The sequence below is a fragment of the Myceligenerans pegani genome, assembly GCF_014892515.1.
Lineage (GTDB): Bacteria > Actinomycetota > Actinomycetes > Actinomycetales > Cellulomonadaceae > Myceligenerans > Myceligenerans pegani.
The window spans coordinates 1-21,469 of record NZ_JADBGR010000072.1 but is presented as its reverse complement, the minus strand read 5'-3'; the positions used below and the strand labels follow the sequence as shown (position 1 = coordinate 21,469).

General features: G+C 68.7%; 19 protein-coding genes. 7 read left to right on the top strand and 12 right to left on the bottom strand.

Going from position 1 to position 21,469, the window contains the following annotated elements:
- Positions 1 to 7: 7 nt before the first annotated feature.
- Positions 8 to 445, top strand: a complete 438-nt coding sequence (locus tag IIE03_RS09575) for an XRE family transcriptional regulator (RefSeq protein WP_192862529.1) — start codon at positions 8 to 10, stop codon at positions 443 to 445.
- Positions 442 to 831: a HepT-like ribonuclease domain-containing protein gene (locus tag IIE03_RS09570; protein ID WP_192862528.1), complete on the top strand. Its 390-nt coding sequence runs from the start codon at positions 442 to 444 to the stop codon at positions 829 to 831. Before IIE03_RS09575 ends, IIE03_RS09570 begins: the two co-directional genes overlap by 4 nt.
- Here the strand turns inward: IIE03_RS09570 and IIE03_RS09565 are convergent.
- From IIE03_RS09565 to IIE03_RS09555, 3 genes are all read right to left on the bottom strand, one after another.
- Entirely contained in the window at positions 818 to 1,867 is a 1,050-nt protein-coding gene (locus tag IIE03_RS09565; protein WP_192862527.1) for a hypothetical protein, read from the bottom strand. The genes IIE03_RS09570 and IIE03_RS09565 overlap by 14 nt on opposite strands.
- 109 nt (positions 1,868 to 1,976) lie before the next feature.
- Entirely contained in the window at positions 1,977 to 3,161 is a 1,185-nt protein-coding gene (locus IIE03_RS09560) for a GNAT family N-acetyltransferase (RefSeq protein WP_225997523.1), read from the bottom strand.
- Between the two features lie 226 nt (positions 3,162 to 3,387).
- Positions 3,388 to 4,410 (bottom strand): hypothetical protein, encoded by a 1,023-nt coding sequence (locus tag IIE03_RS09555; protein WP_192862526.1) that lies wholly within the window; start codon positions 4,408 to 4,410, stop codon positions 3,388 to 3,390.
- A gap of 240 nt (positions 4,411 to 4,650) precedes the next feature.
- Between IIE03_RS09555 and IIE03_RS09550 the strand changes: the two genes are divergently transcribed.
- Complete coding sequence (locus tag IIE03_RS09550) at positions 4,651 to 5,118, top strand: GbsR/MarR family transcriptional regulator (protein WP_192862525.1); 468 nt, start codon at positions 4,651 to 4,653, stop codon at positions 5,116 to 5,118.
- Between the two features lie 2 nt (positions 5,119 to 5,120).
- Positions 5,121 to 6,407, top strand: coding sequence for a glycosyltransferase (locus tag IIE03_RS09545; protein WP_225997522.1), 1,287 nt, complete (start codon positions 5,121 to 5,123; stop codon positions 6,405 to 6,407).
- A 37-nt stretch (positions 6,408 to 6,444) separates the two neighbouring features.
- On the opposite strand, the gene IIE03_RS09540 is transcribed toward IIE03_RS09545, so the two are convergent.
- Positions 6,445 to 6,900 (bottom strand): GyrI-like domain-containing protein, encoded by a 456-nt coding sequence (locus IIE03_RS09540; protein ID WP_192862524.1) that lies wholly within the window; start codon positions 6,898 to 6,900, stop codon positions 6,445 to 6,447.
- 198 nt (positions 6,901 to 7,098) lie between these two features.
- Here IIE03_RS09540 and metH point away from each other — a divergent pair, with 198 nt between their 5' ends.
- Positions 7,099 to 10,665 (top strand): methionine synthase, encoded by a 3,567-nt coding sequence (metH, locus tag IIE03_RS09535; protein WP_192862535.1) that lies wholly within the window; start codon positions 7,099 to 7,101, stop codon positions 10,663 to 10,665.
- Positions 10,666 to 10,800: 135 nt separating this feature from the next.
- On the opposite strand, the gene IIE03_RS09530 is transcribed toward metH, so the two are convergent.
- The 4 genes from IIE03_RS09530 to IIE03_RS09515 all read right to left on the bottom strand — a co-directional run bounded on the left by IIE03_RS09530 (position 10,801) and on the right by IIE03_RS09515 (position 13,770).
- Positions 10,801 to 12,087 carry a toll/interleukin-1 receptor domain-containing protein gene (locus IIE03_RS09530; protein ID WP_192862523.1) on the bottom strand — a complete coding sequence of 429 codons (1,287 nt, stop codon included), beginning with the start codon at positions 12,085 to 12,087 and terminating at the stop codon, positions 10,801 to 10,803.
- A gap of 90 nt (positions 12,088 to 12,177) precedes the next feature.
- Positions 12,178 to 12,372, bottom strand: a complete 195-nt coding sequence (locus tag IIE03_RS09525; protein ID WP_192862522.1) for a hypothetical protein — start codon at positions 12,370 to 12,372, stop codon at positions 12,178 to 12,180.
- A 61-nt stretch (positions 12,373 to 12,433) separates the two neighbouring features.
- Positions 12,434 to 13,198, bottom strand: coding sequence for an HAD family hydrolase (locus IIE03_RS09520; protein WP_318842893.1), 765 nt, complete (start codon positions 13,196 to 13,198; stop codon positions 12,434 to 12,436).
- 95 nt (positions 13,199 to 13,293) lie between these two features.
- The gene (locus tag IIE03_RS09515; protein ID WP_192862520.1) at positions 13,294 to 13,770 is read right to left on the bottom strand and encodes an NUDIX domain-containing protein; all 477 of its coding nucleotides are present in this window, start codon (positions 13,768 to 13,770) and stop codon (positions 13,294 to 13,296) included.
- A gap of 401 nt (positions 13,771 to 14,171) precedes the next feature.
- Between IIE03_RS09515 and IIE03_RS09510 the strand changes: the two genes are divergently transcribed.
- Entirely contained in the window at positions 14,172 to 16,415 is a 2,244-nt protein-coding gene (locus IIE03_RS09510) for an NACHT domain-containing protein (RefSeq protein WP_192862519.1), read from the top strand.
- Positions 16,409 to 16,894, top strand: a complete 486-nt coding sequence (locus tag IIE03_RS09505) for a hypothetical protein (RefSeq protein ID WP_192862518.1) — start codon at positions 16,409 to 16,411, stop codon at positions 16,892 to 16,894. The genes IIE03_RS09510 and IIE03_RS09505 overlap by 7 nt, the downstream gene beginning before the upstream one ends.
- Before the next feature lie 662 nt (positions 16,895 to 17,556).
- Here the strand turns inward: IIE03_RS09505 and IIE03_RS09500 are convergent.
- The 4 genes from IIE03_RS09500 to IIE03_RS25750 all read right to left on the bottom strand — a co-directional run.
- Positions 17,557 to 18,021 carry a hypothetical protein gene (locus tag IIE03_RS09500; protein WP_193107585.1) on the bottom strand — a complete coding sequence of 155 codons (465 nt, stop codon included), beginning with the start codon at positions 18,019 to 18,021 and terminating at the stop codon, positions 17,557 to 17,559.
- Between the two features lie 795 nt (positions 18,022 to 18,816).
- Positions 18,817 to 19,359 (bottom strand): hypothetical protein, encoded by a 543-nt coding sequence (locus IIE03_RS09495; RefSeq protein ID WP_192862516.1) that lies wholly within the window; start codon positions 19,357 to 19,359, stop codon positions 18,817 to 18,819.
- Positions 19,360 to 20,235: 876 nt separating this feature from the next.
- Positions 20,236 to 20,703, bottom strand: coding sequence for a hypothetical protein (locus tag IIE03_RS09490; RefSeq protein ID WP_192862515.1), 468 nt, complete (start codon positions 20,701 to 20,703; stop codon positions 20,236 to 20,238).
- A gap of 309 nt (positions 20,704 to 21,012) precedes the next feature.
- Positions 21,013 to 21,469: hypothetical protein (locus IIE03_RS25750; protein WP_225997521.1), on the bottom strand; the 457-nt coding region annotated here is incomplete at its 5' end.

Below are 21,469 nucleotides of genomic sequence, written 5' to 3'. Positions count from 1 at the left end.
TCGACGCATGACCGATCTCCGGGCCGAGCGCGAAGCGGCTGGGCTCACCCAGAAGCAACTCGCGGAGCTGACCGGTATCGCGCAGTCGAACCTCTCGGCGTACGAGTCGGGGCGGCGGCATGCGTCACCGGCGATGCTCGAGCGCATCCGCCATGCCCTCCGCCGGCCGGCGGACGCCCTGGACGAGCACCGCCAGGAGATTCGCGCGATCATCGCCCGGCATGGTGCGCGCAATCCTCGCGTCTTCGGATCGGTGGCCCGCGGCCAGGACACCTCGTCCAGCGATCTCGACATCCTCGTGTCGGTCCCGCCCGGGGCCGCGTGGACGTTCGGGCGGATCGCCCGCGACGTCGAGGAGTTGCTCGGGGTGCATGTCGACGTCGTGAGCGAGGGCGGGCTCGACGACCGGCACCGGGAGATCCTGGACGAGGCAGTCCCGCTGTGACCGGCACGATCGATCCGGTGGTCTCGCGGCTGCTCGGCGACCTCCTGCTGCACACCGACGCCGCGGCCCGCCTGGTCGGACGCGGGAAGCCCGCCTATGACGACGACGAGTTCCTCCGCTACGCCGCGGAGGATCTCCTCGTCCGGCTCGGCGAGGTCGTGGCCCGCCTCGACCGCAAGGCTCCGGGCTTCATCGAGGACCACCCCGATCTGGAGCTCCGCAACCTCAAGGACACGCGCAACGTCGTCGCGCATGGATACGACATCGTCGACTTCGAGATCATCTGGGAGATCTTCGCCGAGAACCTTCCGGTCGTGGCGGGTCGCGTGCGGGACCTGCTGGACGAACCGCTGGACTCCAGGCCGGCAGTATTCACTGCGTCCTGAGCGTCCGACCGGTACCGAGCGCCCGGCGGAGGGCGCCCGCCGTGATCAGGGTGAGCGCCAGGACGTAGGCCCACGTGATGAGCGGGAGGACGATCGGGATCCACGTCGACGGCGCCGGGAGCGCGAAGAGGTGGATGTGCGCCGTGGACAGGGCCTGGCCGACGACGTACAGGGTCCCGCCCACACCGGCGAGCCGGTCCACGCCCCACGCGAGCACGGCCATGGTCGCTACCAGGGCGTACTCGACGAGTTCGAGGAGCGCCCACCAGGCTCCCCCGCCGACGTCGGGCACGGCGAGGATCGCCGCGACCGCGACGGCGATGCCGATGGCGGCGTACGCCGCGATCGCGGCCGTCGGCACCCGCCGTCCGGGGTGGGGAGCTGTCCCGATCAGCGGGGCGTCGATGGCGGGCTCGCTGATCACCGTCGCGCCCGACGGCGGCGCAGCGGCCGGCGCCCCGGTCGGCGTGCCGCCCGTCGGCGTGCCGGCCAGGAACACGTCGCTCGCTTGAGCGAACGCCACGATCAACGCCACCTGGACGATCAGCGGGATACCGATCGCCGCCCACTGCCAGAACGGGTAGAAGACCCCGGGCAGGAGTGCTCCCACGGCGGTCAGGCAGAGCGCCGCGAGCAGCCCGGTCACGAGACCCGGCCGCCCGGCGGGCGACCCGGGCAGCAACCGCGGCGGCGTCGCCAGGAACAGGGTGAGCGCCAGGAGCATCGGTATCGCCGCGAGCAGCAGCTGCGCGACGTGGATCGTCGCGCCGGCGACCGAGAGCCGCACCGGAGCCCACGGCCCGGCGATCACGAGCTGCACCGCGACCACCACCAGGAGCGCCGTCGCGGCCCACTGCGCCCCCGGCGTCCGCAGCAGCCCGGTCACGCCGTCGGCCGCGCGCCCACGCACCTCGCCCGTCCAGGGCGGCAGGGCGGGCGCGCCGATCGGCTCGCCGTTCAGCTCGCCGATTGTCTCCTCGTCGCCGGGGCCCCGCCGGTCGTCCCGTGCGTCATCGCGTCCCTCGTCGCGCGTCACAGCGCAGAGACTACTGGCCCGGGCAGGAACCGCGAGCACAACCGCGCTCCTGCCCGTAGCCGTGCCCGGACCGTGATCAACCGCCCCGAGCGGGCTCCCCCACCGGGGGTCACAGTTCGATCAGCAGCATCCGTGATCCGTGCTGCTTCTCGTACCCGAGTGCCGCGTACAGCCCCACGGCGCCCGTCGGGTTCGCGGTGTCGACGTCGAGCGCGGCGTACTGCATCCCGTCGTCGGCCATCGCCCGCATCCCCGCCGTCATCACCACGGGAGCGAGCCCGCGGCCCCGGTAGGCGCGACGCACGCCGACGTTGTCGGAGTAGCCGAACGTGAAGCCGCGCACCTCGAAGTCCTCGACGTACTTCGACGCGATCTGGTACGCCACCACGAGAGGCTCACCCGCCCGGAGCGCGGCGGCCGTCTCGTCGTCGGTGTCGGGCGAGGCGAGCAGCGCGTCGACGTCGGGCGCGTCGTCGACAACCATGAAGGTCCACGCCGGCATGAACGCCGTGCGGTACTCCGCCCAGGTCTCCCGGGTGCGCGGCTGGCTGCCCCAGTGGTCGCGGAACGCGTCGTTCCGGGCGAGGCGCAGCGGCTCGTCCAACTCGGGCGTCCACGGCACCAGGCGCAGCGTGCCGTCCGGCGTGCTCGCCGGCGGGACCGGGACCGACAGGTCGCGGCGCAGGTCCGAGTAGTACCGCCGCACGACGAACCCCGCGCGCTCGTAGGTGCGCGCGAGCGTCTTCGGCCCGTCGTCCTCCATGTGCACGACGAACCACGCGGGCACGTGTGCGTCCGCGAGCGCCGACGCCGCCAGCTTCTGCCGCCCGCGCGCGATCTGCCAGGCGAGGAGTTCCCGCCCGATGCCCTCGCCGCGCCGGTCGGGATGGACGCCGCCCAGGAGGATGGCGCGCGCCACGGTCGCGTCGCCGGGCGAGACGTCGACCTCGGCGAACGCGCGGAGCGCGCCCTCGCCGGGGCCCTCGAACCCGAGCAGGTAGTCGTTGTCGAGGTCCCGGTAGGAAGCCGCCAGCCGCTCCTCGATCTCGGCCAGGGACCAGCGGAACGGGTCGTTGTCGGCCGCGGCGAGGGCGTTGAGGGTCGCCAGGATCACCGGCGCGTCCTCGCGCCGGGCGCCGCGCCACGCCAGCCCGCCGGCGGTGACCGGCGGCAGGGTCGCGGGCGCGGCGACGCGCTCCGCGACGGTGGTGGCCGGCGGCGGCGGGTCCTGGGCTGCGGCATCCTGGGTCGCGACATCGGAGGTCGCGGGTTCGACGGCGTCGGCGGTGCTCATACGCTCACGCTAGGCGCGACGGCGGCGTCAGGCACGGGATTTTCGCCACGCCCCGGCGCGGACCTCGACGCGGAACGCGCCCCCGGCCGAGCGAGTCGGCGGCGGAGCGCGCTGGAGGCCTCGACGGCCGGCCGGACCTCGGCTGCTTCAGAGGTCGATGGAGTACGCGGTGACCGAGTCGGACCGGCGTCGCATCCGGCCGATGTCACGTCCGACCGGCGCCGGGTCAGGCCGTGGCGACTGCCGGCCCAGGACGGATGACGCCGGACTCCGCGGACGCGGCCGTCTCCGCGCTCGGCACCGACGTGTTTCCGGCGGCGTCGGAGCCGGTGGTGGGCTCGGCCGACGCCTCGCCGCCGTCCGCGCCGCCGTCGGTCGGTTCCGCGGTCGGGTCGGTGGTGGGTTCCGTCGTCGGTTCGGTGGTCGGATCGCCTGTCGGTTCGGTGGTCGGGTCGCCACCGGCGGTGGGGTCCGCCGTCGGCTCGGCCGTGGGCTCGCCGCCTCCGGTTCCGCCCCCTGCGCCGGGATCGGTCCCGCCACCGCCCTGGCCCGACCCGTCGCCGTCGTCCCCGGCGTCGCCACCGGAGGTGCCGCCGTTCCCGGCGCCGCTGCCGCTCCCGCCGTCTCCGCCGGCGCCGGCCGTGTCCGCGTCGTCGTCCGTGACGGTGGTGGTGGCTTCCCCGGGCAGCTCGGTGACCGTGCGCATCTCGGTGACGGCCGACGCCGCGACGAGAACGGCGGTCCGGCGGGCGTCCAGCGCCTTGAGATGCTCCGTGCGCTCGGCGACTCCGGCGTCGTCGGGCAGCACGACGGCGAGCGTCTCCGACGCCTTGTCGAGCGCGGCGCGCAGGTTCGCCAGCGCGGACGGAGACGCGGTGTCCTGAGCGGCGGCGTGGACGGCGCGACCGGACTCGACCGCCTCCACGAGCCGGTTGCGCGCCTTCTTCAGGAGGCGGTCCACCGACTTCGCCGTGCCCTCCGCGTCCCCCACGCTCTCGCCTTCCGTGACGAGCACCGGCATGGGAAGGTCCTCGGGGCTGGTCAGCCTCACCTCCGACGGGCGGGGAGCCTCGGGCCGGTCGTTCACGAGGGCGGCGATCCCGCCGGCGCCGAGCGTCGTGAGGGCGACCGCCCCGGCGGTCACGGCGAGCACCCGTGGCCGGCGGCGGACCACCTCTCCGATTCGGCCGGCGAGGTCCTGGATCCGGGTGGTGCCCTCCGAGTCGCCGTCTCCCGTCCCGGGGCTCACGGGCCCCTCCGAGTCCCCTGCCGAAGCTCCCCTGTTGCTCACGCCGTGCACTCTACTGCCTGGTGAGACGGCCTCTGCCCGCGCGGGGAAGCCTCGATCGAGCGGGCCCGCCCCGCGCCCGCTGCCGAGCACGGCGCGGCCTCGCGCACCGGCGCGCGGGAGACGTCCTCGCGCCACCCGGCCCGTGGTGTATCGTAAAGTTCAGTACTTCTTGAACTTTACGATCTGAGCGGAGGCGCGATGGACCCGGACGTCGGCAGGCGGTACGCGCAGGAGGTCGGGCTCGTGCTGGCGCAGATGGGCACCACCCCGGCGTTCGGCACCCTGCTGGGCTGGCTGCTGGTGTGCGACCCGCCGCGCCAGACGGCCGTGCAGATCCGCGAGGCGGTCGGGCTGTCCAAGGCGTCGGTGTCGACGGGAATGCGGGCCCTCGAGCAGTCGGGCATGGTGCGCCGGGTGCCGGCGGAGGGGCGCGGTCACGCGTACGAGATCCATCCCGACGCCTTCACGCGGGCGATCGACCCGACGGCGAAGATGCGCGCCTTCATCGACGTGATGCAGCGCGGCCTCGACCTGATGGGCGACGAGGACGCGCCGCAGGCTCGCCGGCTGCGGCACACCCGGGACGTCTACGCCTACATGATCGAGCGCATCCCGGCGCTCCTGGACGAGTTCCGTGCCCGCGAGGCGCGCGAGGAGGAAGGCTGACCATGTCGAGGATTCTCGTGGCGACCGTGGGTTCACGCGGAGACGTCCAGCCGTACGTCGCCCTGGGCCAGGGCCTGCGGGCCGCCGGGCACGACGTCACCGTCGCGACGTGCGAGCGCTTCGGGCCGCTCGTCACCGGGCACGGCCTGTCGTACGGCCGGCTGAGCGACGACTTCCTGAAGCTCGTCGACTCGCAGGAGGGGCATGCCGCGCTGGAGGATTCCACGAACGTGTTCGGCGCCGTCCGCACGAACCTCCGGCTGGCCCGGCAGGCGGGTCCGATCAACCGCGGCCTGATGAGCGACGTGTGGGACGTGGCCCGGCAGGTGCGGCCCGACGTCGTCGTCTACCACCCGAAGGCGCTGGCCGCGCCGCATGCCGCCGAGGCGCTCGGCGTGCCGGCCGTGCTCGCGATCCCCGTTCCGGTGTCGGTGCCGACCGGCGACTTCCCTGTGGTGGGCATGCCTCGCCTGCCGCTCGGCCCCGGCTACAACAGGGCGACCTATCGCCTGGTCGCCGCCGGGTTCGCGGGCTACGACCGCATGGTCAACGCGTTCCGCCGCGACACCCTCGGGCTGCGCACGCGCAAGGGCGCGGCCATGATGGCGCACGACGCCGCCGGGCGGCCGATCCCCGTCCTGCACGGCATCAGCCCGGCCGTCGTCCCCGTCCCGGCCGACTGGCCCGCGCACGCCGAGATGACCGGCTACTGGTTCGTCGACGACGCGTCGGACTGGACGCCGCCGCAGGAGCTGGCCGACTTCCTCGACGCCGGGGAGCCGCCGGTGTACGTCGGCTTCGGCAGCATGGCCGGCCGCGACCCGGAACGGATCACGCGCGCCGTCGTCGAGGCGCTCCAGGCGGCCGGGGTGCGCGGCGTCATCGCGACCGGCTGGGGCGGCCTGGCGCCCGGGGACCTGCCCGACACGGTGCTCCCCCTCACCGAGGCCCCGCACGACTGGCTCTTTCCCCGCGTGGCCGCCGTCGTCCACCACGGCGGAGCGGGCACCACGGCCGCTGCACTGCGCGCCGGCAAGCCGTCGGTGATCTGCCCGTTCATCATCGACCAGTTCTTCTGGGGCGGGCGCGTGGCAGAGCTCGGCGCGGGCAGCGCCCCCGTCCCGCAGAAGAAGCTGACCGCGCCGCGGCTCGCCGCCGCTCTGCACGAGGTGACCACGAGCGACGCCGTGCGGAACACGGCGGCCGAGCTCGGGCGCCGGATCGCCGCCGAGGACGGCGTGGGCCGCGCCACGGCCCGCATCGAGGCGGTCGTGAGCCAGGCGGCCTGAGCGGACGGGCACGACGGCACGACGTCGCCCCCCCCGATCAGCCGGCCGGGTAGACGAGCCGCGTCCGCCACCGCGCAGCGTCGTCCTCGGTCTCCGGGCCCACGAGGTACTCCTCCCACACGGCCCGCGGGGCGTCCGTCCCGTTCTCCCGGAACCACTCGGTGAGCTCCCGGTGCGCGTCCCGGAGGCTGTCGTAGGGCCCCTCGTGGATCGCCTCGACGGTCGCTCCCCCGGGCAGCATCGCCGCCACGACGGCGTCCGACGGCGCGGCGCCCGGCGGCACCGGGAACCCGGCCGTCACGTCGAACGCGTCGCCCTCCGCGCGCTCGAACAGCGCGACGGCCGGACCGCTCGGCTCGATTCCCCGCTCCGCGAGCGCCTCGGCGGAGGCCGTCATCGCGCGGGGGAAGAACTCGGCGAGGTCGTCCATCCGCACGGTCTCGCGCAGCCCGACGATCTCCTGAGCCTCGCGCTCGCCTCGTTCGATCTCCATTGTCCGTCCACCTCCCGATCGACACCGGACGCTCGGCGGCCCGGCACGTTCCCAGGATCAGCCCTCGCGCCGATCCACCGCACCCCGGCCGACAGCCTGGGAGCCGGATCCCGGACCGCGGTCCTCCCCCGCCTCGCGGCCTCCCGCGGGGTTACGCTGCGAGGCGTGACAGCACCATCCGCCGCCCCGGTCCTCCCCATGCCCGAGCGGGCGACCGCGCTGCTCAGCGCGATGCGCGAGCGCGTGGTCGTGGCCGACGGCGCGATGGGCACCATGATCCAGCAGGCCAACCCCACCCTGGCGGACTACCAGGACATGGAGGGCTGCAACGAGATCCTCACGGTCACCCGCCCGGACCTGATCGCGAGCATCCACGACGCCTTCCTCGAGGTGGGCGTGGACGCGATCGAGACGAACACGTTCGGCGCCAACTGGTCCAACCTGTCGGACTACGGCATCGACGACCGCATCCGCGAGCTCGCCCGCGCGGGCGCCGCCCTGGCCCGCGAGCGCGCCGACGCCCACACCACGCCGGATCATCCCCGCTGGGTCCTGGGCTCCATGGGCCCGGGCACGAAGCTCCCCAGCCTGAGCCACACCACGTACGCGCACCTGCGCGACACGTTCGCCGAGCAGGCGGCAGGCCTCCTCGAGGGCGGCGCGGACGCGATCCTCGTCGAGACGAGTCAGGACCTGCTCCAGACGAAAGCCGCGATCGCGGGCTCGCGGCAGGCGATGGCCGAGGTGGGGCACCGCGTGCCGATCCTCGCGTCGGTGACGGTGGAGACCACGGGCACGATGCTCATGGGCTCGGAGATCGGCGCGGCGCTCACCACGCTGCAGGCCGTGGGCGTGGACGCGATCGGCCTGAACTGCGCGACGGGCCCGGACCAGATGAGCGAGCACCTGCGCCACCTGGCCCGGCACGCGGAGGTACCGGTGATGTGCCAGCCGAACGCGGGCCTGCCGGAGCTCGGACCCCACGGCGCCACCTACCCCCTCACGCCCGAGGAACTGGCCGCCGCGCACGAGCAGTTCACCCGCGAGTTCGGGCTGGGCCTGGTCGGCGGCTGCTGCGGGACGACGCCGGAGCACCTGCGCCAGGTGGTCGACGTCGTCCGCGGCAACCCCCTGCCGGATCGGCGGCCCGAGCGGGAGAACGGCGTCGCCTCGCTGTACTCGCACACCGACCTGCACCAGGACGCCTCCTACCTGGCGATCGGCGAGCGCACGAACGCGAACGGGTCCAAGGCGTTCCGCGAGGCGATGCTGGAGTCCCGGTGGGACGACATCGTCGACATCGCCCGCGCGCAGACCCGCGACGGCGCGCACCTGCTGGACGTGTGCGTGGACTACGTGGGGCGCGACGGCGTGGCCGACGTCCGCGAGGTGGTCTCCCGGCTGGCGAGCGCGTCGACGCTGCCGCTGGTCATCGACTCGACCGAGCCCGAGGTGATCCGCGCGGGCCTGGAGTTGCTCGGCGGGCGCGGCGTCGTGAACTCGGTCAACTTCGAGGACGGCGACGGGCCGGAGTCGCGCTTCGCGCGCATCATGCCGGCCGTCGTCGAGCACGGCGCCGCCGTCGTCGCGCTCACGATCGACGAGGAGGGGCAGGCCCGCACCGCCGAGGGCAAGGTCGCGATCGCGACCCGCCTCATCGAGACGCTCACGAAGGACTGGGGAATGCGGGTGGACGACATCATCGTCGACTGCCTCACCTTCCCCATCGCGACCGGCCAGGAGGAGACGCGCCGCGACGCCATCGAGACGATCGAGGCGATCCGCGAGATCACGCGCCGCTACCCCGGCCTGCACACGACGCTGGGCGTGTCGAACGTGTCGTTCGGGCTGAACCCGGCCGCGCGCACGGTGCTGAACTCGGTCTTCCTGCACGAGGCCGCCGAGGCAGGCCTGGACAGCGCCATCGTGCACGCCGCGAAGATCCTGCCGCTGAACGCGATCCCGGACGAGCAGCGCGAGGTCGCGCTCGACCTGGTCTGGGACCGGCGCCGGTACGACGAGAACGGCGAGCTCACCTACGACCCGCTCGCCCGCCTGCTGGAGATGTTCGAGGGCGTCGACACCGCCGCCATGCGTGACGCGCGCGCCGCCGAGCTGGCCGCGCTGCCGGTCGGCGAGCGGCTGGCCCGCCGCATCATCGACGGCAACCGCAAGGGCCTGGACGACGACGTCACCGTGGCCCTCGACGACGGCATGAAGGCGCTCGACATCGTCAACGACCACCTGCTGGAGGGCATGAAGGTGGTGGGCGAGCTGTTCGGCAAGGGCGAGATGCAGCTCCCGTTCGTGCTGCAGAGCGCTGAGGTGATGAAGGCGGCGGTCGCGCTGCTGGAGCCGCACATGGAGAAGGTCGAGGGGCAGGACGGCTCCAAGGGCACCATCGTGCTGGCGACCGTGCGCGGCGACGTGCACGACATCGGCAAGAACCTCGTCGACATCATCCTCACCAACAACGGCTACACGGTCGTGAACATCGGCATCAAGCAGCCGATCTCCGCCATGATCGAGGCCGCCGAGCAGCACGACGCCGACGTGATCGGCATGTCGGGCCTGCTGGTGAAGTCGACCGTGGTGATGAAGGAGAACCTGGAGGAGCTGTCCTCCCGGGGCCTGGCGAAGCGCTGGCCGATCCTGCTCGGCGGGGCCGCGCTGACGCGGACGTATGTCGAGGACGACCTGGCCGGCATGTTCGACGGCACGGTCCGCTACGCCCGCGACGCGTTCGAGGGCCTGCGCCTCATGGAGCCGCTGGTCAAGATCGCGCGCGGGGCGTCACCGGACGACGTCGGGCTGCCCGCCCTGCGCACGCGGCGGCACAACGTGGTGAAGGTGACCGAGACCGCGCCGGAGGACCTGCCGGAACGGTCCGACGTCGCTCTGGACAATCCGGTGCCGGAGCCGCCGTTCTGGGGTACGCGCATCGTCAAGGGGCTGCAGCTCGCGGACTACGCCGCGTTCCTGGACGAGCGGGCGACCTTCATGGGGCAGTGGGGACTGAAGCCGGGGCGTTCGGCCGACGGCGCCTCGTACGAGGAACTGGTCGAGACCGAGGGCCGGCCGCGGCTCAAGGAGTGGCTCGACCGGATCCGCACCGAGCAGATCCTCGACCCGACCGTGGTGTACGGGTACTTCCCGGTGTGGTCGGAGGGGGACGACGTCGTCGTCGCGCACCACGGGCCAGGCCTGGCCGGGCTGACCGCGCCCGACGGTGGGTCCGGCGGCTCGCCGGGAGCGGAGCGCCTGCGGTTCACCTTCCCGCGGCAGCGCCGCGACCGGCACCTGTGCCTGGCCGACTTCATCAAGCCGCGCTCGTGGGTCGAGGAGACCGGGCGGTACGACGTGCTGCCCGTGCAGCTCGTCACCGTGGGTGACACCGTGGCCGCGCACACGGCGAAGCTGTTCGAGGGCAACCACTACCGCGAGTACATGGAGCTGCACGGCCTGTCGGTGCAGCTCACCGAGGCGCTGGCCGAGTTCTGGCACTCGCGCGTGCGGGACGAGCTCGGCTTCGCCGACGAGGAACCGGACGACGTCGAGGGCATGTTCAAGCTGGAGTACCGCGGGGCGCGCATGTCGCTCGGCTACCCGGCCTGCCCGGACATGGAGGACCGGCACAAGATCATGGAGCTGCTGCGGGCCGAGCGGGTCGGGGTGGAGCTGAGCGACGAGCTGCAGCTGCATCCGGAACAGAGCACGGACGCGCTGGTTTTTCACCATCCGGAGGCGAAGTACTTCTCGGTGTGAGCGCGCTATTCAGCGGGCGAGACGGAGAACTCGAGGTTGGCGGTCACCGTTTCTATCCGACCTTCCTCGTTACCGCGGTGCTCAGCGCGATTTCCCCGCGGCCGCCGAAACCGCAGGAGTGACGCCTGAGGCCGCTCAAGAAGCCCGGTCTGCGGCATCGACGAATCCGCAGAACGTCTTCCACGACTGGACGAGGTACCAGGTCGTTCCCTCCACATGCCCCACGATCCTCATCTCATCGGGATCGTATTCCGAAAGAGACTGCCAGATCGGTTGCGCCTCCGCATGCGGTGCGACTCGCAGTGGCACGCCCGCGGAAATCGCAACGGCATGCTCATCGGCTGGCAGGATGCGGTTGCCCGACGGCCCGCAGAACTCCGTAGCGGTCCCCGCACAGTGGAATTCGTACTCCGAGAGGGCGTAGGCCTCGCCGTCCCACCGGTAGACGGAGTAGATCGGGGCGCCGTCCACAACGAAGTCCTCCCCGAGAACCGCCTTGAACTCATGGCCTTCTTCTTCGCGGGTCTGCGGTACTCCCCCTAGCCCATACAGGCTAAGAACCGACTCGTAGGAATCGCCAAGTGATCGCGTCATGTAGAGACCCATCGGGCATCCGGCAGAACCACACACACCTGGCTCGCTGTCCCGGGCGAAGAAGTCCAGCAACCCGTCGCCGTTGAGGTCCTCGGCCCGCTGGACCACGACCATGTTCCCCGTCCCTAACACCGGATCGCCGTCGATCTCCTCACGAATCCTGGCCTCGCGGTACTCGACGAAGGCCGCTTCCTGCGCGAGCGGCTCAAGCGCCTCGCGCTGCAGATGCTGCTGCCACAGGATCCCGCCGACGACAGCACCCAGAGCGACCGCGAACGCAATCCAGCCCGCGATCGTCCGCAGGCGCCGTCGCCGGTCCCGCTGATGCAGTTCGTCGTAACCGACCCCGAGGATCCCCGCCGCAAGCCGCAGGACGGCTTCCTGCGTCGGAATATCGGTGCCCCGACCGTCGACCCAGATCGTCCCGGAGGCGAGGTCCTGGGCGAACGGCGGCACGACGCCGGGCCGGAGCCGCTCACCCGGCTCGCCGTCCAGGACGGCCATCAGGAAGTCCGACGCCCGCCCCGAGTCCAGCAGATGTTGGATCTCGTCGCGCACGAAGGGCGACGTCGCGCTTGCCCGCGACGCCAGGAAGACGAATCGCCGAGACCTGTCGATCGCCTCGCGAAGAGCGCCGTCCAGGCTCGAGGCAGCCGCAAGTTCACTGGTGTCAAGGAACACGGGCCGGACCCGCCCGCCCCGCGGCAGGCCGGCCCGAGCGCGCAGCGGGCGAGGTACCCGGTACCGCTCGAGTCGTTCGTGCAGAGCCGTCGCCCACCTCGAATCAACCCTGCTGTACGAAATAAACGCCAGATACCGGTCACCCATGACGCCGAACACTATCGGCGAGGACGCTGGTCACGGCCAGGCCTGGAGCTACCTGCTGCACACGACGACGTAGCCGACCAGTACCCTGGGTCACGGCACCCCCGTGCCCTCGGTCTCGTCATCAGGCGCGAGTTCCCTGACGGCGCAAAGGACTTCCCCGAACCCGATCCGGGCGTCGACAGCCACCTTGATCGACCATTTCCCCGGGATGCCGACCTGGACCACGGTGCCGACCGAGCCGAGCAGGATCTCCGGGCCGCCCACCCGCCGCACCCGGTCACCCACCTCCCACACGCCGTCCTGCGCGGCCGATTCCGCGGCGAAGTCCTCCTCGCGTCGAACACGTTCACCGGCCGATCACCGACCGCAGCGCCCACACCGCGCCATCCTCCGCGATGGTGCCGGTGACCTCGTTCGCGGCCTCCCGCACCGACGCCGAGGCGTGTCCCATGGCCACCCCGCGCGCCGCCCACCGCAGCATGTCGACATCATTCGTACCGTCGCCGACCGCGACCGTACGGGCCGAAGGGATGCCGAGGGCTACGCGCACCCGCTCCAGTGCGGCCGACTTGGACACCTTGCCGTCCATCACATCCACCCACTCCGAGTGCGGGCAGTGGGCGGACATGCCCATCTTCCGCAGGTCGTCCACCAGCCATCCCGCACCAGACCCGGCCAACGACAGACGCGGCGTCGCAGCCGCCCACAGCCCTTCCAGGTTCGACGGCTGCAACACCCCGGACAGTTCGTGCGCCTGAAACCGGGCACTGACCCGGTAGCCGTGCCCGGGAATCTCCGCCGCCATCCGCAGCCGCATCTTCGGAGCGACGTACCGCGCCACCTTCTCCACATCGACCGACGAGCGCTCGATGATCGTCACCTTCCCGCCGGCGATCCGCGCCGTGATCGCGCCGTTGGACGTGACCAGGAACGCACCCCGCAGTCCGAGCCACTGCGCCGCCTGAATCCCACCAACCAGGGTCCGGCCCGTGGCCAGCACCGGGAAGTGACCGGCACCCACGAGCCCACGCATCGCCGCCACGACGGCGTCCGACGGCGGACGGCCGGTCTCCAGCAGCGTAAGCCACCATCCGCAACTACAGCCACCCACCCGAAGAATGACTGTCGGCGGCGCGTTGAGACTGACCCTCTAGCGACGTTGGAACTGACCCCGGCGTATCTCGTGCGGGAGGGATGAACGCCCCGTCAGGCCGTGAACCCCGCCTCCGCGAGCAGCGCTTCGCGGTTCGCGAGCACGAACTCCTTAAGCTCCACCGGCTTGAGATCGATGGCGCCGAGCGAGTCGTCAGTCAACGGCACGTAGTCCAGGTCGTAGCCGCCGCGCTCGGGCTTGCTGAACTCCGACCCGTACTGCTCCGTCAGGTTCAACGACCTCAGCCGCGCGAGGAAGAAGTACTGGATCGCCACACCCGCGTCCGTCGGGTCCGAGGCAAAGAACACCTGCTGATACCCACCCGCCGTCGCACCGAGCTCCTCGGCCAGCTCCCGGCGCAGTGCGTCCTCCACCGTGGCGTCCGACTCCTCGACGCCACCTCCGGGCGAGGTCCAGTACGGGTCCTGCCCGGGCTTGGTCCGCTTGATCAGGACCAGGCGGCCCTCGTCGTCGATCACGATCCCCCGGGCCCCCCGACGCCCCACCTTGACTACCGCGCCAGCGCTCATCCGTCGTCTCCATCTCCTGTACGAGCGGCGATGCCGCTCCCCGAACCGGCGAACCACCACGCTAGCGACCACAACACGCCTGCACACCCGGGCGTACGTGGACGGTTCGACGCCTGTTCAGCAGGTCTGGCTGCCTGGCCGAGGAGGCTGGGTGTGCATCAGCGCGCACGACCGATCCCGTCAGCCCGGCTTCGAACACGTCGACACTCGGTGAGCGCCGTCGTCGACGCCGTCGAGTCATTCGCCCGGCATTCGTTCGCCCGGTGCGCCCGGTAGCCCCAGGGCCGGCGCTTGTCGCGACGATCGCGTGTAAGGGTTCACAGCTCACCACCACGCCCGCTACCGTCGGTGATCCAGCAGGTCAGAGCCGGTGCCCAGGGGGCGGTGGGAGGCGAGGAGCGTTGGCCCGATGGCGCGTCGTGTTCGCGGTCGGCAGCATGCTGCTGTTCGTGGGTGCGGGGATCTACTTCATGCTCGACGGCGGGCTCGAACTCACGGAGCAACTGGCCAGCATCGGCAGCTTTCTCCTGGGCGCGATCACCCTGTGGTTCGGGGCGTTCGCTCCCGTGCCCGGGAAGCTGGCGCCGAACAGCGAGGTGAGCATCCTCGAACAGCTTGCCGGCGTGGTTCGCGAGCAGTGGCTGGAGGAGGCCACGCGACGCGGCCTGAACCATCCCCTGCCTCTGGCCCTCCGCTGGACCGCTGCTGACCCCGGTCTGATGCCGAGCCTCGGTGCGATCCGCGGGAAACTTCCACGCCTGTGGGGGAAAGGAACGGAGCATCGACGGCTGCTGACCGGGAGCCTCGCCGAGGTCTCGGAGCGATTCCTGCAGTTGCCGACCCGGCGGCTGGTCGTCCTCGGCGAGCCAGGAGCGGGCAAGACGGTTCTGGCGATCCAGCTTCTCCTCGAGCTGATGGAGCGACGGGCGCGCGGCACGATGGTGCCGGTACTTCTTCCGATGGCCTCGTGGAACCCCGAAGAGCGCGGCCTGCGCGAATGGATCGCGGATCAGCTGGGCGAGATGTATCCGGGATTGAACGCGTCTGTCGCGGGTGGTGGGTCCGCCGCGCCGATCAGCCTGGCGCAAGCGCTCCTACGTGACGACCTCGTCCTCCCGATCCTCGACGGCCTCGACGAAGTACCCGAACACCTGCGAGCGGTTGCCCTGCAGGCTATGAACTTCGCGTTCACGGAGAGCCGCGCCACGGCAGATCCGATCGTGGTCACCTGTCGTATCCACGAGTACCGCGAGATCTTCGAGCGCACGCCATCGTCGCCGGACGCCGTCGCCGCTGCGGAGGAGCCCCTCGCTGCCGCGGCGGTCGTAGAGATCCGCCCCGTCGAGCGCGAGGAGGCCCGACGGTATCTGCTGCAGTCCACGCCGCCGCAGCAGGCCGCGAAATGGGAGCCGGTCTTCCGCCAGATCAGACGCGATCCACGCGGACCGTTGGCGCGGGCGTTGTCCAGCCCGCTGATGATCACGCTCGCACGGGCCGGGTACAGCCGAACCACCGCGGACACCGCTCGATTGCTGGAGCTCGGGCAGTCGGATCGTGTCCGGATCGAAGAGCACCTTCTCGACCAGCTGGTACCGGCTGTCTATGCGGGCAGCCTCGGACCCACGGGGAGGCGCAGCCGGTACGACTCCGATCGGGCAGGCCGATGGCTCGCCTACCTCGCGCGGCAGAACGCGAGAGGCGAGACCCGCGATATTGCCTGGTGGAACCTCATCGACGGCGTTCCGCGAGTCGCTCGGGCCGCCATCTTCGCCGTGGCCTTCGGGGCGGTCATCGGACCGGTGTACGGGCTCACCCTCGCCTTGCTCTTCGCGCTCGGGCTCGACGCGGTCGGCGCCACGATGATCGAGCAGCACACCGCGACGGCGGTCGGCCTCATGGGCGGGGCTTCCGGCGGGCTGGTGTACGGCGCTGTCGGAGGGCTGAGGACACCTCAGGTGCCGTCGAGCGCCCGGGTCGCCCTCCGCGGTAATGTCCGACGGATCCTGCGCTGGTCCGTCGCAGGGCTGCTCGCGGGCTTCACGATCGGCTTCGGCGCCGGGCTCTTCGGCGGCCGCCTGGGCGACATCGAGGACGGGCTGCGCTCCGGTGTCATCTTCGCGATCGGCGGCACCTTGGTCTTCGGTCTCGTGTCGCTCTTCGGCCATCCTGCGGATGTCTCGCGAGCCGTCACCCCCGGCTCGGCGCTTCGGGCAGACCGGATGTCGTCACTGACGTTCGAGGTCGGGGTCGGGCTCGGCGGGGCACTCACCGTGGGGTTCGGCGGCGGTGTCTCGGCGGGGATGGGAGGAGGCATCCCGGCGATCGGCGTGGGATTCGCGCTCGCGCTGGGCCTGAGTATCGGAACGAGCGTGGGCCTCGTGGTAAGCCTCGTCAGAGGACGGGCGTCCGCGTGGAACTGTTTCGGCGTCGCGCGAACGTGGCTGGCATGGCGCGGCGCCCTGCCCTGGCAGGTCATGGACTTCCTGGACGACGCGCACCGACGGGGCGTCCTGAGGCAGGTCGGCGCCGTGTACCAGTTCCGGCACGCACGCCTCCAAGACAGGCTGAGCACGCGTGACTCTCCCACCCCCGCTGAGAACGGAGGGCACCCGGGAAGCCGTCGTGGAACGATCTCCCCGTGGTGACCATCGCAGTGACCGGCCATATGGATCTCTCTCCGGACAGCATCCCCCTCGTACGCGCAGCGCTCGACGAACTCCTCGCCCCACTGACCGCCGTCGGGCAAGTGACAGGCATCTCCTGCATCGCGCGCGGCGCAGACACCCTCTTCGCCGAAGCCGTCCTGGCTGCAGGCGGACAGCTCCACGTGGTCATCCCGTCCCAGGACTACCGACAGGCCAAGGTCAAGCCGGATCATGCCCCGACCTTCGACAAGCTCGTGCAGGCCGCCGACGTCACGGTCCTGCCGTTCACCTCGGCCGGCCGGGAAGCCTACGAGGCAGCCAACCGAGTACTGATCGAACGAGCCGACCGCCTCTTCGCAGTCTGGGATGGGCAACCACCGACCAGCAAGGGCGGCACCGCCGACACCGTCACCCAAGCCCGCGCCGCCGGAGTCCCCGTCGACATCATCTGGCCGAACGGTGCGACGCGAACGAAGTGACAGCGTCGCAGCCCGACCGCGACTGGCACCTACGCCGCCGCAAACGCCCACCCCTGCCCACGAAGCCCTGCGACATCGACGACTGCGACCAGCTCATGCTGACCCGCGGAATGCGCTCCGCACACTACCGGCGCAGATACCGACATAAGTGCAAGCAGACGACGCCGGTCGACCAGTCCGCCAAGGGAAATAAATGGCGGAACCAATATGGGGAATCAGCCGAAGAGTCGCGCCCGGCCCTCATCTAGTCGCCAATATTCGATCCACCCTCCATCCGGCGGATCAACTCGTCGACCGAGGCACATATGAGAACCCAGCCACCTTGTGAGCGGAGGTACAGCACCGAGGGCGAGTTCTTACCCGAGCGGTAGTCCAACGCCACAAGTTGATCGGGCCCAGGTCGGCGATAATTAGGGACATCTCTGGATCGATGTCGCCCGGATTTTCGATCGAGGCACTGTCTCCCAGATATTCGTCCGCATTACCCTATCGAAAATCGCCGACCCACTGACGATTCTCGCTCTGCATCTCCGCGATCGACATGAACCACGGAGAGAGCGAGAGTTCGGCTTGGCCCCGAGGTCTATCGATACTTCGAGTCGCTTGCCTTCGGCGTGCATCTTGCCCAAGAGATGCGGTTCACCCAGGAAGGCTGAAGTGTGTCACCGGGACCCCATGCCGCCCGCCGTGACAATATTAGCAATCCCCGACGCAACATGCTGCATTTGCGGAGCTTGATTCAGTATCTCCAAGCACTTAGCCGTGTAATAGCTGGCAGGGTCCCCAGCATCACTTAGGCCGATCTTGTCTGACTCAAGATAGGAAAGCTCCTTCTCCTCCAACTCTCCTGGAGCTTTTGACATTCCTGATCGATTCTCATTTATGAGCAAGTCGCACTCGCTCCAGAAAGTTGTCGCCAATTCCTCAACCTCCGACAGGCGATCACCCATGAAGGAGAAGGAGGTGCGACACGAAAACAGTATGACATCCGCCGCCCCACCACTGTAGAATTCAGGGTCACTCGCACTCAAATGTGCCGCGCGACGAGCCGTCACTTTGAACCTCTGAAATGCAATCCATCGTCGAACCGGAGCATTGCGCACAGCAAGAGCAGCGGCGTGGGTCAAGGGCCGAACCTCAGGCGGCTGGACCGCCTCGATCACCGGAAGCATTCTCAATACCGCTAGCCCCGCCATCAAGCCCGGTACATCGTTAACCACCATACATCACCCGCGTTCTGGTATTTCCGCTCCTCGAGTGCCCCCCATCCGACGCCGAATACTTCCTTTCGAAGCCCTGCTTTTAGCGCTTGAGCAGACCGCTCGACACATCCTGCAACGAAAATGTCAATGACGGGCCACGACGCCCGCTGCAACGCGGCCGCCACGCGCTCATCCACTACCATTCAAAGCTCCTCTGACGAGTCGCCTTGATCCCATTTCCGGGGAATATCCGCCCAGTCATTCTGCCACCCGTGGTGCGGATCAACACGGCACACACATCACGACACACGTTTCGAGATGCCCTTCCAGCGACAGGCGTCCACACCCCATCTTGTTGATGTGCGGGAGGGCGTTTTGCTCTGCATGTGTTCCAGGGATATTGTCCGCCACGATCTCGTTCGCCCTCACAGCACTGGCCTGAGCAGGTGTCAACCCTTACACCAGAGCCCGCGGCCACTCGCCGGATCTCTCCACTTGCGGTCCGAGCATCGATGACGGCGACAGTACTGACTCTGTCACGCACATACGCGTTTGGCTCAGCCCCCGTACCAAGCGAATCGAAGATAGTGGCCCCGGCGCACCGCTTCCTAGAATTGCAGTATTCACCGCCACCGATCGGGCTCGAATCGCCGTCCCACCTCTTCGGAAGATCTTGCGGTTTGTTGACATCCACGTCGTGAACCCTAGCCCGATTTGCGTTCAATCTTGAATTCGTTCAAGTATCGCGTCACAAAGATCTGCATTCATTGAAAGCAGGCCTGCCGAGTCTGCGTAAAATGCCCCTTCAGCGTAGCACTCGAGTACATAATTCAGCATCTGTTCGAGGGAAGTGAACTCAATCTCCACGCTCTCACCAACCAGGAATCCAGCAATCCCTGTGTACTCGTCGGGCGACCACACGAACGCGTAGTTGTCCCCGTTCGGAGCCCCGAGAAATGGAAGATAGTGTTCCCCACCCACGTCATGCGCCGCATTAGCACCCCACGCCTCGACATACCCACGCGACTCTTCGAGTGAAATTGGATAATATCCTGGAATCAGACTAGATTCATCGACCGTCAGGACAGGGGATTCCCTCAACCCCGACGTCCAAGCGAACCACACTCGCGCGTCGTCCGGAAATGAACCCTGCGTCGAGCGCGATCCGTCGATCTCGATACCAGGCAGTAGCGCATCGACTACTGGTCGCCCCGCCGAACGGAGGACCTCTTTCAATCTGGCTAAATTTTCCTGCAGCATCATTCACCCAACCGAACGAGGCATCGACCGCCGTTCTGAAGCTTGTTTCTCGCAAGGAATGGTCCCAGGCCCCGCAGTCCGTGCGACGTTTTCTCCAAGCGGAAACGGCGTGCAGGGTCGCGTCATCGCGTGCGACTTTCCCCATCCAGCCGCTCGCGCGACAGCCATCCCAGCAGCACGGATAGCCAGCTGAACGTTCAGGATCTGCACGGCGAGCCTGCTAAGCCCGGTGTCACTAGCCGCCGTCAAACTCTCCCGATCGTTTTCTAGGCGCACCTTCTCCAATGACTCCAACGACTCTCCCGCGCGCTGGTGAATGTTCGCGCCTGCGGCGCCTTCCGAAATCAGGTCGTCGCAAGACTCCCAGAACTCGAGGACCAGGTCCGTGAGGTCTGCGGGACGTCTCCCGTATAGGAGAATCTTGGCAGACACGCAATGACAGCGACCTCGCCAGCCGACGCCCGTAGATATCGCGGATCCTCCTCAGGCAGATCGCGGGAGCGCAACGCGCAGAACTTGAACCACTGCGCATAGACCCGTCGCTCAATTGGGCTCTCGCCGGTCGCGAGAACAGATACCCGCGTGAGCAACTTCGCACTCGCCGGGCCCGTGATTTCCACCACCGGTATCATTCGAAGCCCGGCGAGGCCCGCCATGAGGCCCGAGATGTCGTTCGCCACGATACATCGCCTTAAGTCGCGTGTTTCCCGTCCGGGACCATCCGAATCCCGTGCCGAAGAGTCCTTTTAGAGCCCTTCCTTCACGACTGCGGCCATGCAAGAAGGACAGATCTGCGTCCCCCGAACTGATGCGCTGCTTGGCACCCTGCGCAGCCCTGCCGACTAATGGCACAAAGGGTTTAGCTCATGCTGGCCTGCTCTACCCGCGCTCCCAGACAATCCGAAAAGCGTCGGACGCGTCACGAGTCCACTCCCATGAAGTTTCAAGATCCCTTTCGAGGTACGAAAACAGCCTGTCGATATCGTCCAGCTGACTAGCCAATTCAGCATCACCAAGGTCGACGCCGGACCAGCCCAGCTCTCGCGCGTCATCGGTGAGGAGACCCATATTCGACCACGCAGCAGAAAGGCAGTCGCGAGCGTATTTTAGAGCGTCAGAGGACGTGGTTATCGTGCGATACACATACCATCCGAGACCCAACTTATCCTCAAGCCATGCGGCACGACCTGAAATCCCGTCATCAAACTCCCGGTTCGTGATGAAAATACTCAAAGAATTCCACGCTTGATGCGACACACTCGGGCGTGCATCGCGTCCGCGGACCTGATCAATCAGTGGGTCAATGGCAAGAAGGATTTCTGCGCACGCAACCTCTTCCGCACTCACCATTGCAACTCCTGATGCAGCTCGCCTCGCGCGGGCATAGCACCGACCGCACAAAGCTGGCAGGAGGGACCGGTCAACCTCTCCCAGCTTCTCACCTCTCACAGGTTCCTCCTACCACCTAAACTGCGTCCAGCCAGTCAGTGCGCTTCCGTCGGGGTACCGTCGAATCCAACCGGTCGCCGTCTTGATCGCCATTCGCCGCTGCGGACCTTTCAACGGGTCCGGTGCACGGCCTGCGCGCTCGAGCTCACGACGCAACTGACAACAACTTCGCATGAACCGTGACGAGATAACCAACCCACAACCACTCTAGGGCCGGATGGCTGACATAGCAGACTGCAACTGCGATAGAAGGAGATCGTCAATCGGATTCGCAGACACTTGGCCGATCGAGAATTCGACCGCCGAGAGACCTTGGCGCAACACAGGGTCCTCGAGCATGACCAGTTCAGCATCTTCTTCCGAATCGCTACCTACATCCGCAGCCCCGAAGAGCCGCGCAGACACGGATCGAAACAAGGGCTCGAGCATGTACCAGCTCGCAGAAGCCATGTCGTAACCCTCAGATGGGCCCCTAACTGCACTGTCGAGACAGATGCAGCAGTCCTGAACAGTGGTGCTCGCACCTTCTTCGGACAGTTCCGACATGACGACCGTTTCGATTGCTGACACTAGTTGGCGAGGAATCGAACTCAATCTCCCACAGGCGAAATCTGCCGCCGCGGCAAGAGATTCCTCGAAAACGCCATCCGAGATCCGGTTCTGG

Excerpts from the sequence above, each read along its gene's own strand:
- IIE03_RS09560 (WP_225997523.1), bottom strand. The coding sequence starts at position 3,161 with ATGAGCACCGCCGACGCCGTCGAACCCGCGACCTCCGATGTCGCGACC.
- IIE03_RS09530 (WP_192862523.1), bottom strand. The coding sequence starts at position 12,087 with ATGGGTGACCGGTATCTGGCGTTTATTTCGTACAGCAGGGTTGATTCG.
- IIE03_RS09545 (WP_225997522.1), top strand. The coding sequence starts at position 5,121 with ATGTCGAGGATTCTCGTGGCGACCGTGGGTTCACGCGGAGACGTCCAG.
- IIE03_RS09540 (WP_192862524.1), bottom strand. The coding sequence starts at position 6,900 with ATGGAGATCGAACGAGGCGAGCGCGAGGCTCAGGAGATCGTCGGGCTG.
- IIE03_RS09515 (WP_192862520.1), bottom strand. The coding sequence starts at position 13,770 with ATGAGCGCTGGCGCGGTAGTCAAGGTGGGGCGTCGGGGGGCCCGGGGG.
- IIE03_RS09495 (WP_192862516.1), bottom strand. The coding sequence starts at position 19,359 with ATGATGCTGCAGGAAAATTTAGCCAGATTGAAAGAGGTCCTCCGTTCG.
- metH (WP_192862535.1), top strand. The coding sequence starts at position 7,099 with ATGCCCGAGCGGGCGACCGCGCTGCTCAGCGCGATGCGCGAGCGCGTG.
- IIE03_RS09550 (WP_192862525.1), top strand. The coding sequence starts at position 4,651 with ATGGACCCGGACGTCGGCAGGCGGTACGCGCAGGAGGTCGGGCTCGTG.
- IIE03_RS09575 (WP_192862529.1), top strand. The coding sequence starts at position 8 with ATGACCGATCTCCGGGCCGAGCGCGAAGCGGCTGGGCTCACCCAGAAG.